9 protein-coding genes are annotated in these 13,919 nt (G+C 64.2%); 6 read left to right on the top strand and 3 right to left on the bottom strand.

Annotated features, from left to right (window positions below):
• Positions 1–162 precede the first annotated feature (162 nt).
• Complete coding sequence (locus CGA22_RS26635; protein WP_041022478.1) at positions 163–861, top strand: OmpW/AlkL family protein; 699 nt, start codon at positions 163–165, stop codon at positions 859–861.
• Between the two features lie 136 nt (positions 862–997).
• Here the strand turns inward: CGA22_RS26635 and CGA22_RS26630 are convergent, their stop codons facing one another.
• Together CGA22_RS26630 and CGA22_RS26625 are read right to left on the bottom strand one after the other, a co-directional pair.
• The gene (locus CGA22_RS26630; RefSeq protein WP_041022479.1) at positions 998–1,927 is read right to left on the bottom strand and encodes an NAD-dependent epimerase/dehydratase family protein; all 930 of its coding nucleotides are present in this window, start codon (positions 1,925–1,927) and stop codon (positions 998–1,000) included.
• Entirely contained in the window at positions 1,920–2,804 is an 885-nt protein-coding gene (locus CGA22_RS26625; RefSeq protein WP_041022480.1) for a sugar nucleotide-binding protein, read from the bottom strand. Before CGA22_RS26625 ends, CGA22_RS26630 begins: the two co-directional genes overlap by 8 nt.
• A 288-nt stretch (positions 2,805–3,092) precedes the next feature.
• Here CGA22_RS26625 and CGA22_RS26620 point away from each other — a divergent pair, with 288 nt between their 5' ends.
• Positions 3,093–7,406 carry a DEAD/DEAH box helicase gene (locus tag CGA22_RS26620; protein WP_041022481.1) on the top strand — a complete coding sequence of 1,438 codons (4,314 nt, stop codon included), beginning with the start codon at positions 3,093–3,095 and terminating at the stop codon, positions 7,404–7,406.
• A 54-nt stretch (positions 7,407–7,460) separates the two neighbouring features.
• On the opposite strand, the gene CGA22_RS26615 is transcribed toward CGA22_RS26620, so the two are convergent.
• The gene (locus tag CGA22_RS26615; RefSeq protein WP_041022494.1) at positions 7,461–9,536 is read right to left on the bottom strand and encodes a mechanosensitive ion channel family protein; all 2,076 of its coding nucleotides are present in this window, start codon (positions 9,534–9,536) and stop codon (positions 7,461–7,463) included.
• A 339-nt stretch (positions 9,537–9,875) separates the two neighbouring features.
• Between CGA22_RS26615 and CGA22_RS26610 the strand changes: the two genes are divergently transcribed.
• The 4 genes from CGA22_RS26610 to CGA22_RS26595 are packed head-to-tail and all read left to right on the top strand — an operon-like array spanning position 9,876 to position 13,918.
• Positions 9,876–10,802, top strand: a complete 927-nt coding sequence (locus CGA22_RS26610) for a DUF72 domain-containing protein (protein ID WP_041022482.1) — start codon at positions 9,876–9,878, stop codon at positions 10,800–10,802.
• Positions 10,799–11,623 (top strand): endonuclease/exonuclease/phosphatase family protein, encoded by an 825-nt coding sequence (locus CGA22_RS26605; RefSeq protein ID WP_041022483.1) that lies wholly within the window; start codon positions 10,799–10,801, stop codon positions 11,621–11,623. The genes CGA22_RS26610 and CGA22_RS26605 overlap by 4 nt, the downstream gene beginning before the upstream one ends.
• A complete protein-coding gene (clsB, locus tag CGA22_RS26600) occupies positions 11,620–12,918 on the top strand; it encodes a cardiolipin synthase ClsB (protein ID WP_041022484.1) in 1,299 nt (432 codons plus the stop codon). Before CGA22_RS26605 ends, clsB begins: the two co-directional genes overlap by 4 nt.
• On the top strand, positions 12,905–13,918 hold the full coding sequence (locus tag CGA22_RS26595; RefSeq protein ID WP_041022485.1) for a lysylphosphatidylglycerol synthase domain-containing protein: 1,014 nt from the start codon (positions 12,905–12,907) through the stop codon (positions 13,916–13,918). Before clsB ends, CGA22_RS26595 begins: the two co-directional genes overlap by 14 nt.
• The last annotated feature ends 1 nt before the right edge of the window (position 13,919 follow it).

Below are 13,919 nucleotides of genomic sequence, written 5' to 3'. Positions count from 1 at the left end.
CCACAGGGGATCTTTGGTGTTCTCACGGGCAGTGTGGGATCGAGCCTGCTCGCGATGAGGTCCTCAAAGTGTTCATCACACTTTCATTGAGCTGAGTCAAAAGACCGGCCTAGACGGCTCCGTACCATAGGACATCCCTTTTTAATGTCCTCTGGAGCCCCCATGCACAAGTCCTTGCTCAGCGCTTCCCTCGTCGCCCTCGCGCTCGCCGCCCCTCTCGCCCAGGCCCATACGGCCGGCGATATCATCGTCCGCGCCGGCGCCATCACCGTCAATCCGGACGCCGACAGTTCCAGCGTCAAGGTCGACCGTGGCCCGCTGGCCGGTGCGGACCTGGGCGGCAAGGCGACCATGAGCAGCGACACGCAACTGGGCTTGAACTTTGCCTACATGATGACCGACCACCTGGGCATCGAGCTGCTGGCGGCCTCGCCGTTCGAGCACGACGTGAAGATCAAGGGCACCGCCCTGGGTGCGGCCAACGGCAAACTCGGCACCCTCAAGCACCTGCCGCCGACCCTGAGCCTGGTCTACTACCCCCTCGAGGCAAAATCGGCTTTCCAACCGTATGTCGGCGCCGGCATCAATTACACCTGGATCTACGATGAGCATGTCGGCAGCGAGGCCAGCGCCAACGGCTTCAGCAACTTCCGGGCGAGCAACAGCTGGGGCATGGCGTGGCAAGTGGGCGCCGACTACATGCTGACCGACAACATCATGATCAACGGCCAGATCCGCTATATCGACATCGACACCACGGCGTATGTCGACAACAACGCCGTGGCCGGTGGCACCCGGGCCAAGGTGAATGTCGATGTGGATCCGTGGATCTACATGGTGGGGTTGGGTTACAAGTTCTAACCGAACTCGAACATACGACGTCCCTGTGGGAGCGAGCCTGCTCGCGATGGCGGCACGACAGTCACTGAAGAGGTGAATGTCAGGCCGCTATCGCGAGCAGGCTCGCTCCCACAGTTTTTTTGTGGCAATTGGAAACTCAGCGGCCCAACAACCGCGCCAGGCCCACGCTCATCGGCGTCTGTTGCGGGAAACTGAAGCGCTGCAACAGACGATGGTTATCGGCCCGGGAATGGCGGATATCCCCCGAACGTGCCGGGCCGTAGCTGACCGGAGGCAGGTCACCGACAACCGTGGCCAGGGCCTGAAGCATTTGCTTGAGGGTCGTGGCCTGGTTCCAGCCGACGTTCACCGCTCCGACTTCCACCTCAGGCTTTTCGATGGCCTGCACCAGCAAGTCCACCAGGTCTTCGACGTAGACGAAATCCCGGGTCTGCTCGCCATCGCCGAACACGGTGATCGGCAAGCCTTTCTGTGCCCGCTCGCTGAAGATGCTGATGACCCCGGAATACGGCGAGGACGGATCCTGGCGCGGGCCGTAGATGTTGAAGAAGCGGAACACCACCGGCTCCAGCGCGTGCTGGCGGCGGTAGAAGTCTAGGTAGAACTCGCTGGCCAGTTTGTCTGCGGCGTAGGGTGTGAGCGGAGCCTTGGGGGTTTCTTCGTCGATGGACTGGCCTTCGCCATTGTTGCCGTAGACCGCTGCGCTGGAAGCGAACAGCACTCGCCTCACGCCGGCCTGGCGCATGGCTTCGCAGACATTCAGGGTGCCGATGAAATTGCTTCGATGAGTGCGCACCGGGTCGTCCACCGAGGCTTGCACCGAAGCCACCGCGGCCAGGTGTGCCACGGCGCTGCAGCCGGCCATGGCCCGGGTCACCAGGGCGGCATCGGCGACGTCGCCTTCGATCAGTTCGATGGCGGGATTGTCCAGCGGCAGGTTGCTGCGCTTGCCGGTGGACAGGTCATCGAGGATGCGCACGGAATGTCCCTTGGCAAGCAAGGCGTCGGTCAGGTGCGAACCAATGAAACCCGCACCACCGGTAATTAAAACAGGGCCGTCAGCCATGGCGATAGAACCTATCCAGTAAGCCCGGGAGTGCGGCGCGCCAGGCGCGGGGCTTGATCCCGAAAGTGTGCAGAATTTTCTTGCAGGCGAGTACCGCATGCTGCGGTTCTTCCGCGGCATCCGGCCGTGCGGCGTGAGCCTGGGCCGTGGGCGATTCGATCGCCAGCGGATGCAGGGCACGGGCTTCGGTGAGGATCGCCTGGCCCAGCGCCAGCGGCGTGGTCGCCTCATGTCCGGCGTAATGATAGGTGCCCCACAGCGGCGCGGCACAGTCGAGTTGCTTGAGCACGGAGATGATCACCCGGGCCGCATCGTCCACTGGCGTCGGGTTGCCTCGACGGTCATCGGCCAGCAACAGCTCTTCGGGCTGCTCGGCCCGGGCGAGAAACCGTCCGAGGATGCCGTCGGCGCTGTCGTCCAGCAGCCAGCCGAAACGCAGCAGTACATGTTGTGGGCACGTGGCCCGCACACTTTGCTCGATCCGCCACAAGGCCTGACCCCGCAGGCCCAAAGGCACGGGCTCGTCCTTTTCGCTATAGGCGGTGGCGCGGGAGCCGTCGAATACGCGATAGCTCGACGGTTGCAGCAAGATGATGTTGTGGTGCTGGCACAATTCGGCCAGGCGCTCGACTGCACGCTCCTGGCTGGCCAGGCGCTGCTCGCTGACGACCTCGGCCTGAAACCAGTCGAAGTAATACGCCAGGTTGATCAAGGCGTCCGGACGGGTGTCGTCGAGCAGCTGCGTCAGGCTCGCGGCATCCCAGCCATCTTCGGGGGGGCGGGGGGCGAGAAAACCGATGTCTTCTTCCGCACCGAGGCGAATCAGCGCCTGCCCAAGGGCATTTCCGCCGCCCAGTAACATAAGGCGCATTCGCATAAAGTCAGCAGGCCCAGTCTGTTGGCACAAGAATTTGGTCGACAACGCCCACGGGCGTTGCCGGAATCGTTGCATTTTGCGGGTTTAGTGCGCAACCGTCATCCGTAAAGTGCAGATCAGGGATTTTGCGCCGCGCTTCAGGGCCCCATCGCGAGCAGGCTCGCTCCCACAATGGCTCTGTGGTGCTCCACCCTGTGGGAGCGAGCCTGCTCGCGATCGGGACTGCCAGACAACGGAGATATCAGCCGGCACTTGCATCTTCCCCCTCCCACCCGCATAACTGCCCCTATGAATCTGCCCCTTGCAGCCGACCACGCCATGGCAGGCTTCCACCCCGCCGTCCGTGCCTGGTTCGGCCAGACTTTCCCGGCGGTCACGGCCGCCCAGGCCCAGGCGTGGCCGCTGATCGGCCAGCGTCGTTCGACCCTCGTGGCCGCGCCCACCGGCTCGGGCAAGACCCTCACGGCGTTTCTCGCCGTGCTCGACGACCTGGTGCACCGCGGCCTGGAACAAGGCGGCCTGCCGGACCAGACCCTGGTGGTCTACGTCTCGCCGCTCAAGGCCCTGAGCAACGACATCCGGATCAACCTGCAAACCCCGCTGGCCGGCATCACCGAACAATTGCGGCAGATGGGCCTGCCGCCCCTGCAAATCACCACCGCCGTGCGTACTGGCGACACACCGCAGAAAGAACGCACGGCGATGCGCAAGACCGCGCCGCACATTCTGGTGACCACGCCCGAATCCCTCTACGTGCTGCTCGGCTCCGATTCCGGCCGGCAGATGCTCGCCAGCACCCGCACGGTGATCGTCGATGAAATCCACGCCATCGCCGCCAGCAAGCGCGGCAGCCACCTGGCCCTGAGCCTGGAACGCCTGCAAGCGCTGTGCAGCGAGCCGCTGGTGCGCATCGGCCTGTCCGCCACGCAAAAGCCCATCGAAGCGGTGTCGCGCTTTTTGGTGGGCGAAGGCCGCTCGTGCGAAATCGTCGACATCGGCCATGCCCGCCCCCGCGACCTGGACATCGAGGTGCCGCCAGTACCACTGTCGGCGGTGATGGCCAATGACGTGTGGGAACTGGTCTACAACCGCCTCGCCGACCTCGCCCGGGCGCACCGCACCACCCTGGTATTCGTCAATACCCGGCGCCTGGCCGAACGCTTGAGCCGCCATCTGAGCGAGCGCCTGGGCAAGGACGCCGTGGCCGCCCACCATGGCAGCCTCGCGAAAGAATTTCGCCTCGATGCCGAGCAACGGCTCAAGCGCGGCGAATTGCAGGTGCTGATCGCCACCGCGTCGCTGGAACTGGGCATCGACATCGGCGACGTCGACCTGGTGTGCCAGATCGCCTCGCCCCGCTCGATTTCGGCGTTCCTGCAACGGGTTGGCCGCTCCGGTCACCAGGTCGGCGGCACGCCCAAGGGACGCCTGTTCGCCACCACCCGCGACGATCTGATCGAGTGCGCCGCCCTGCTCGATTGCGTACGCCGGGGTGAACTGGACATCCTGCACATCCCCAAGGCACCGCTGGACGTGCTGGCCCAACAGATCGTCGCCGAAGTCAGTTGCCAGGAATGGCAGGAGCAGGCGCTGCTGGACACCTTTCGCCGCGCCTCGCCCTACGCCGAACTAGACGAAGGGCACTACCAGGCGCTGCTGCAGATGCTCGCCGAAGGCCTCAACGGTCGCCAGGGCGTGCGCAGCGCCTACCTGCACCGAGACGCGGTCACCCGCACCCTACGCGGGCGCCGGGGCAGCAAACTGACCGCCGTGACCAGCGGCGGCACCATCCCGGACAACGCCGACTACAGCGTGCTGCTTGAACCCCAGGGCCTGAACATCGGCAGCGTCAACGAAGACTTCGCAGTAGAGAGCATCGCCGGCGACGTGTTCCAACTCGGCAATACCTCCTACCGCATCATTCGCGTCGAGACCGGCCGCGTGCGGGTCGAGGACGCCCAGGGCCAGCCGCCGACCATTCCGTTCTGGCTCGGCGAGGCCCCGGGGCGCAGCGCCGAACTGTCCCTGGCCGTGGCCCGCCTGCAAGCGCAGCTCGATCAACTGCTCGGCGCCACGCCCGGCAATCTGCAACCAGCCCTCGACTGGCTGACCGGCACCCTGCAACTGAACCTGGCCAGCGCCGAACAACTGGTGGATTACCTGGCCCCGGCCCGCCTGGCCTTCGGCGCCCTGCCGTCCCAGGACACACTGGTGATGGAGCGGTTCTTCGATGAATCCGGCGGCACGCAACTGATCATCCATACGCCGTTCGGCAGCCGCATCAACCGCGCCTGGGGCCTGGCCCTGCGCAAGCGTTTCTGCCGCACCTTCAATTTCGAATTGCAGGCCGCCGCCAGCGAAGACGCCATCGTACTGTCGCTGTCCACCAGCCACAGCTTCGAGCTGGATGAGGTCTGGCGCTACCTCAACAGCCACAGCGCCGAACAGATCCTTGTGCAGGCGGTGCTGGATGCGCCGCTGTTCGGCGTGCGCTGGCGCTGGAATGCCGGGGTAGCCCTGGCCCTGCCGCGCTACACCGGCGGACGCAAGGTCGCCCCGCAGATCCAGCGGATGAAAAGCGAAGACCTGATCGCCAGCGTGTTCCCCGATCAGATCGCCTGTCTGGAGAACCTCGCCGGCGAGCGGGAAATCCCTGACCATCCGCTGGTGGAACAGACCCTCGACGACTGCCTGCACGAAGCCATGGACAGCGAAGGCTGGCTGGCGCTGCTGCGGCGCATGGAAGCCGGCGAGGTTCGCCTGATCAGCCGCGACCTGCCTGCCCCGTCGCCCTTGGCGGCAGAAATCCTCAGCGCCCGGCCCTACACCTTCCTCGACGACGCGCCGCTGGAAGAGCGTCGAACCCAGGCGGTCATCAACCGGCGCTGGAGCGATCCGCAATCCACCGACGACCTCGGCGCGCTGGACGCCGAGGCTATCCAGTCGGTCAGGGAGGAAGCCTGGCCGACCCCGGCCAACCTCGATGAAATGCACGAAGCACTGATGAGCCTGGCCTGCATCGCCGACAGCGAAGCCCGCGCCCACGAATCGTGGCCGGGCTGGCTGCAGGCGTTGGCCGAACGCGGGCGAGCCAGCCATGTGCAGATCAGCGCCGAGCGCGGCCTGTGGGTGCCATTGGAGCGGCTGACCTGCCTGCAAGGGATTTATCCACAGGCCCAGTGGCAGCCCGCGCTGGCACCCCTGGCCGGGTTCGATGAGGCCTGGGACAGCGACGAAGCCGTGGTGGAGGTGCTCCGCGCCCGGCTCAGCGCCTTTGGCCCGCTGCCGCTGACAGCCATCGCCTATCCGTTGGGGTTATCGACAGCGCAAGCCACCCAGGCCCTGGCGCACCTTGAACAACAAGGCTACGTGCTGCGCGGCCGCTTCACACCGGGCACCGGCCAGGAAGAATGGTGCGAACGGCATCTGCTGGCCCGCATCCACCGCTACACCGTCAAACGCCTGCGCCGGGAAATCGAACCGGTGATGCTGCAGGACTTCATGCGGTTCCTGTTCGACTGGCAACACCTGTCGCCGTCGACCCAGGGCCGGGGCAGCGCCGTGTTGCCGTCGATCATCAGTCAGTTCGAAGGTTACCCGGCCGCGGCCTCGGCCTGGGACAGCGACCTGCTGCCAGCGCGGATCAAGGACTACTCCGCCAACTGGCTCGATGAGCTGTGCCGTAGCGGCAAGCTGGTCTGGACTCGCCTCAGCGCCCGGCAGAAATCTTCCGCCGCGGCCCTGCGCAGCACGCCGGTGGTGTTGCTGCCGCGCAGCCAGGTCACCTTGTGGAGCAGCCTGACAGAACAGACGCCACTGAGCGAACTGTCCCTCAAGACGCAGAAAGTCCATCAGGCCCTCAGCGAGCATGGCGCGCTGTTTTTCGACGAATTGCTGCACGAAGCTCACCTGCTGCGCACCGAACTGGAAATCGCCTTGCAGGAGCTGGTGGGCGCCGGCCTGGTGAATGCCGACAGCTTCGCCGGGCTGCGGGCGCTGATCACCCCCGCCAGCAAACGCCAGGCCCGTAGCAGTCGGCGTGGGCGCGGGGCGTTTGTCGGTGGCATGGACGATGCCGGGCGCTGGGCCTTGTTGCGCCGCAGCCAGCCAGCACCGACCGAAGGCAACCGACCCGCGCCGACACCACCCGACACCCTGGAGCACATCGCCATGACCCTGCTGCGCCGTTACGGCGTGGTGTTCTGGCGCTTGTTGGAGCGGGAGGCGGATTGGCTGCCGAGCTGGCGCGAGTTGCTGCGCACCTTCCATCGCTTGGAGGCACGCGGCGAAATTCGTGGCGGACGCTTTGTCAGCGGCTTGGCCGGAGAACAATTCGCCCTGCCCGAAGCCATCCCGCTGCTGCGCGAAGTCCGTCGTCGTCCCACTGACGGCAGCGTGATTGCGGTGTGCGGCGTCGACCCGCTGAACCTGGCCGGGACATTGCTGCCTGGGGCGAAAGTGCCGGCGCTGGCAAGCAATCGCCTGGTGTATCGCGATGGACTGCCGGTGGCGGCACAGATTGCCGGGAAGCTGCATTTCTGGTTGGAGCTGGATGTGCAGGCGATGGGAGACATCCGGAGCAAGCTTATCCAGAAAGGTTGAAGAGCCGAACGCGGAGCGTCCGTAGAGGCGTTCCCACGCGGAGCGTGGGAACGATCAAACCGCCTCCTCGCCACCTTCTTTCGGCTCTTCCACCAATCGCTTCGGCAACATCACCTGCTGTGGATAAGTCTGCGCGAAATGCACTGCCGGATGGTTATCCACAAGCTTCTTCAAACGCTGGTTGAATGCCCGGCTCACCGCATACTGCCCACCTGAAACGGTACGGAACTGCGCCGTGAGCACCACGCCGTTGAGGTCCATCCGGTCCACGCCAAACACGTCCAGCGGCCCTTGCAGGTTGAACTTGAGAAACGGGTCTTCCGAAATCGAACGTCCGGCTTCGCGGATCAGTTCAATGGCCTGGTCCACGTCGGTGTCGTAGGTGAACTGCACCGAGAAAAAAGCAAAGGCAAACTGCCGGGACTGATTGGTCACCGCCTTGATCTGGCCGAACGGCACCGAATGCACGAAACCCTTGCCGTCGCGCAGGCGCAGAGTGCGGATCGTCAGGCCTTCCACGGTGCCGGCGTGGCCGGAGTCGAGCACCACCCAATCGCCGATGGACAAGGTGTCTTCGATGATAATGAACAGCCCGGTAATCACGTCCTGCACCAGTTGCTGCGAACCGAAGCCGATCGCCAATCCCACCACCCCGGCGCCCGCCAGCAACGGCGCGACGTTGATGCCCAGGTTGGCCATGGTGGTGATCGCGCAAATCACCACCAGGATGATTTTCGCCGCGTTGCGCAGCAGCGGCAGAATGGTCTTGATCCGTGTGCTGGGCTGGCGCGCGCCGCGCTTGTTCAGCGGTGGTTTCAAGGCTTCCTGAATCGCCGTGTCGAGCACCACCCACATCAGCCAGGTCACCAGGAAAATCAGGCCAATGCGGCTCAAGGAGTCGCTGATCGCCCGCCCCACCGCGTTGCGCGAGGCGAATTCGAACAGCGAAATCCCCCAGATCCGCCCGAGGATTTCAATGAACGCCACTGCCATGACAATCCGCAGCAAGGCGTGCAGCAGGCTCAGCAACCGGCCCTTGTAGGCGCTGTTGCGCTGGATGGTTTCGGCCTTGGGCGACTTGAACACATGCTGGAGCACGGTGCTGAGAAACACCGTGGCGATCAGCAGGATGGTGGTGAACAGCGCACAACGCAGGGCTTTCTGGTTGTCTTCGCCGACGCCGATGAGGCTGACCGCCGAAACCAGCACCATCAACAGGATCGGCCAGTTCCAGAGTCCGGAAAAGATCCGTAGCGACTCCTGCAAGGCGGGCTGCTTCAGGCGCTGGGCCAGCGGCCGGTTACGGATCAGGTGTGCCACCGGCCGGCGCATGCGAATCACCAGCCAGCCAAAGATCACCGAGGCCAGCAACCCGGTGAACACCGCCACGCTGCTGGTGATGTTGCTGCCCAATTGCCGGGCAATCTGCGGGCTGGTGAGCGCATCGCTCAGGGCGGCGAGGAAACCGATCAGGAACAACGGCCGCGGGCTGAAATGGCGAATGATCGCCACCGCCCGGCGTTTGTGGCCGGCGTTGAACATCACGATTACACACAGCAGCACTGAGGTCGAGAAAACGCCGCTGCTGGTGGCATAGGCGAAGCACAGCGCCAGGGCACGCCCGACCGACACTTGCAGGAAGTGGCTGACGTACAGGGTCAGCGGCAGACAGACCAGCGCCGGCACGGTGTAGGGCAACAGGTAACCGAGCAGGTCCAGCACCCGTTGACGGGTGCGCAGCCAACGACGCCGGCCCAGGTGACGCACCAACAACCGTGCGCCGGCCCAGATCAGCCCGAAGGCGCCCAGCCAGACGCCGGAGAGCAGCAGGAAATCCCCCGCCACACGCCAGGACGAACGGGAGGTCTGGTCCACCAGCCGGTCCACCTCATCCGCCGCCCGGTCCGCCCGCAAGCGCCAGGCATCGATCAGGCTCTGGTTGAGGTCGAGCTTGTCCTGGACGTCATCGATGCTCGAACTGATCGCTCCGAGCAAGCCACCCTGGACCAGCGGTTCGGGTTCGGCGGGGGCTTCACTGGGCGCGGGCGTGCCGGGAACGGCGGCGCCATAGGCGATACCGCCGGTCAGCGCCAGCAAGACCAGCAGGAATACACGGCTCAATCGAGACAAAACGCGAAGCTCCTTGATGGGATCGGTAAGGAACTGATCCACAACGGGCCGGCAAGTTCGCTCCAGAGGCCAATACAAAACCCTGTGGCGAGGGGATTTATCCCCGTTGGGCTGCGCAGCAGCCCTAAATACTGACACCTCGGTGTATCAGACAGATTGTGTCGATTGTCTTGGGGCTGCTCCGCAGCCCAACGGGGCGGTGCGACGTTTCGCTAAATCCCCTCGCTACAAGAACCCCACCGCTTTCGCCACCGGGCACTTCGTCGAAACTTTCTGCGTCGCCCGACAGTCATCAGCAAGACACCGGCAGTACGAGGTCATTTGGCACGGGAGGGACACATGACGGCGATCCACATCGGCATTTCCGGTTGGCGATACACGCCATGGCGGGGGGATTTCTACCCCAAGGGGCTGACCCAGAAGCGTGAATTGCAGTTCGCCTCGCGAGCGGTCAACAGCATCGAAATCAACGGCTCGTTCTACGCCCTTCAACGTCCCGAACGCTATGCCCAGTGGTATGCCGAGACACCGCCGGGCTTCGTGTTCAGCGTCAAGGCGCCGCGTTTCATTACCCACATCAAGCGCCTGCGGGATATCCACAAGCCGTTGGCCAACTTCTTCGCGTCCGGGGTACTGGAACTCAAGGAAAAGCTCGGCGCCATCCTCTGGCAGTTTCCCCCCAGTTTCAAATTCGACCCGGAGTTGTTCGAGGACTTCCTCAAGCAACTGCCCCATGACACCGAAAGTGCCGCCGCCCTGGCCCGGGAGCACGAGCCGCGCCTGGACGGCCACGCCAGTACCAAAACCGACAAGAAGCGGCCGCTGCGCCACGCGGTCGAGATCCGCCATGAAAGCTTCATCGACCCGCACTTCATCGCCCTGCTCAAGCGCTACGACATTGCGCTGGTGATCGCCGACACCGCCGGCAAGTGGCCATACCGCGAAGACGTCACCAGCGATTTCGTCTACCTGCGCCTGCACGGCGCCGAAGAACTCTATGCCAGCGGCTACACCGACGAGGCGTTGAAACGCTGGGGCGACCGGATCGAGGCCTGGAGCCACGGCACGCAACCGAAAGACGCCCACCTGATCGACCCGAAAAAGAAACCCAGGGCGCGCAAGAGCCGGGAAGTGTTCTGCTATTTCGACAATGACATCAAAGTCCGTGCGCCCTATGACGCGCGCCACTTGCTGGAGCGCTTCGACCTGGACAAAGACCTCGCCACCACACCCGGCGAGCGCCCGGCAGAGGGAGTATTGCCATGAGCACGTCTGGCCCTACCGAAGCGACCCGTGATGCGACCACCGATGCCCCACAGAATCTGGCGCATGACCTCGACCGGATCAGCCGCTTCACGGTCCTGACGGTCAATACCCACAAGGGTTTCACCGCCCTGAACCGGCGCTTTATCTTGCCGGAACTGCGCGAAGCGGTGCGCAGCGTGTCCGCCGACGTGGTGTTCCTGCAGGAAGTGCATGGCGCCCATGAACATCACCCCCAGCGTTTCTCCAACTGGCCGAGCATGCCGCAGTACGAGTTCCTCGCCGACAGTCTCTGGCCGCAGTTCGCCTACGGGCGCAACGCCGTGTATCCGGCGGGCGACCACGGTAACGCGCTGCTGTCGAAGTTCCAGATCATTCGCCATGACAACCTGGACGTCTCCATCAGCGGCCATGAGAACCGCGGCATGCTCCACAGCGTGTTGCGCCTGCCGGGTGGCGACGGCCCTCAGGTCCATGCCATTTGCGTGCACCTGGGGCTGCGCGAGGGTCATCGTGTCGAGCAACTGAAATTGTTGTGCAAACGCCTGAGCGAACTGCCACCCGAGGCACCGGTGATTGTCGCGGGGGACTTCAATGATTGGCGCGGCAAGGCCACCGACCTGCTCGAACCCTGCGGCCTGCGAGAAGTGTTCGCCGAACAATGGGGCAAGCCGGCCCGCAGTTTTCCGGCGCGCCTGCCGATCCTGCGCCTGGACCGAATCTATGTGCGCAACCTCAAGGCCCATCAGCCCAAGGTACTGAGCGTACGCCCCTGGTCGCACCTGTCCGACCATGCGCCGCTGTCGGTGGAGATCGAACTATGAGCGCGACGATGGACAAAGCGACGGTGGAGCAGGTCGAGACGCCGCCCACCGAGCGCGATCCGGCGCTGGTGGACGTCGAGTACGGCTGGCATGGCAATAACCGCGTCACCCTGCTGGAAAATGGCGAGGAATATTTCCCGCGGGTGTTCGAGGCTATCCGTCGATCCGAAAATGAAATCCTCATCGAGACCTTCATCCTGTTCGAGGACAAGGTCGGCAACGAATTGCGCGACGTGCTGGTGGACGCCGCCCAAAGGGGCGTGCGAGTCACCCTGAGCCTGGATGGTTTCGGCTGCGGGGAACTGACGCCGAACTTCCTCGCTTCGTTGAGCGACGCCGGTGTGCGCTTGCAGATGTTCGACCCCGCCCCCCTGCACCTGGGCATTCGCACCAACTGGTTCCGCCGCCTGCACCGTAAGGTGGTGGTGATAGACGGCGTGATCGCCTTCATCGGCGGGATCAATTTCTCCGCCGACCATCTGGGGAATTTCGGCCCCGAGGCCAAGCAGGATTATTCGGTGGAGATCAAGGGCCCGGCGGTGGTCGATATCCATCACTTCGCCTTGATGCAAAGCGGTCGGCCGGCCCGGGCCAAGTACTGGTGGCAGCGGCGCCGCAGCCGGCGCAGCGAGCTGGCTTTCAGCGAGCATGACGGCCAGGTGCGGCTGGTCTATCGCGATAACCACGAGCACCAGACCGACATCGAAGAGGTCTACCTGCAAGTGCTGCGCAGCGCCAAACGGCGGGTGGTCATCGCCAATGCCTATTTCTTCCCCGGCTATCGGTTGCTGCGGGAAATCCGCAATGCGGCGCGGCGCGGCGTGGAGGTGCGGCTGATCCTGCAAGGCCAGCCGGACATGATGATCGCCAAGCTGGCGGCGCGGATGCTGTATGACTACCTGCTCAAGGCCGGTGTGACGATCCACGAATATTGCGAGCGGCCCCTGCATGGCAAGGTCGCCTTGGTGGACGAGGACTGGAGCACCGTCGGTTCGAGTAACCTCGACCCCCTGAGCCTGTCGCTGAACCTGGAAGCCAACGTGCTGATCCGCGACCGGGGGTTCAACCGCGAACTGTTCCAGCGCCTCGATCACCTGAGCCGCGAGCACTGCACCGTCATGCGCGCCAACCACGCTCCACGGGGCCTGCTCTGGCGCATGACCATCGGTTTCATGGTGTTCCACTTCCTGCGTCACTTCCCGGCCTGGGCCGGATGGCTGCCGGCCCATAAACCGCGCCTGAAACCTTTTTCGCCGCCGACGGCGGTTCGGAGCGAACCCCATGAACCACTCTGAAGCGCATACCGCGCCAGGCGATGCCCGAGTCCGGGACGAGATCAAGCCCAAGTCACGCTGGAGCCGCTGGAAAAGACCGCTGACCCTGGCGTTCTTCCTGCTGCTGATCGTGCTGTTCACGACCCTGGCCCGGCGTATCGACTGGGCCGAGGTCTTCGACACCTTGGCAGACTTCAAGGTACGGACCTTGTTCATCGCCGCCGCGCTGACGGTCGCCAGTTTCATCACTTATGCCTGCTTTGACCTGATCGGTCGCACCTACATCCGCCAGAAGCTGGGTTGGCGGCAGATCCTGCCCGTGGGGGTGATCAGCTACGCCTTCAACCTCAACCTCAGCGCCTGGGTCGGTGGCATTGCCATGCGCTACCGGCTGTATTCCCGACTGGGGGTCAGCAACGGCAACATCGCCAAGATCCTCGGCCTGAGCCTGGCCACCAACTGGTTCGGCTACATGACCCTGGCCGGGGCAGTGTTCAGCAGCGGTCTGGTGACGATGCCGCCGGGCTGGAAACTGAGCAGCGATGCCCTGCAGGGGGTGGGCGCGCTGTTGTTGCTGGCGAGTGCCGGGTATCTGCTGGCCTGCCGGTTTTCCAAGCGTCGTGCCTGGACGATCCGCGGCATGGAAATCAACCTGCCCTCGCTGCGCATGGCGGTGCTGCAACTGGCGCTGGGGGCGCTGAACTGGTCGTTGATGGCGGCGGTGATCTTCACCCTGTTACCCAGCAAACTGGAATACCCAGTGGTGCTCGGCGTACTGCTGATCAGCAGCATTGCCGGGGTCATCACCCATATTCCGGCGGGGCTCGGCGTGCTGGAGGCGGTGTTCATTGCGCTGCTGCAACACGACGCATCCCGGGGCAGCCTGCTGGCGGGGTTGATTGCCTATCGGGCGATCTACTTCATCCTGCCGTTGCTGGTCACGGTGGTGATGTACCTGGTGATCGAGGCAAAGGCCAAGGCGTTGCGGATCAAGCCTGGGCTCAAGAAGCCCGAGCATTGAC

The sequence above is a fragment of the Pseudomonas sp. PSB18 genome, assembly GCF_014596565.1.
In the GTDB taxonomy this organism is placed as follows: Bacteria; Pseudomonadota; Gammaproteobacteria; order Pseudomonadales; family Pseudomonadaceae; genus Aquipseudomonas.
This window is presented reverse-complemented; position numbering and strand designations above follow the sequence as displayed.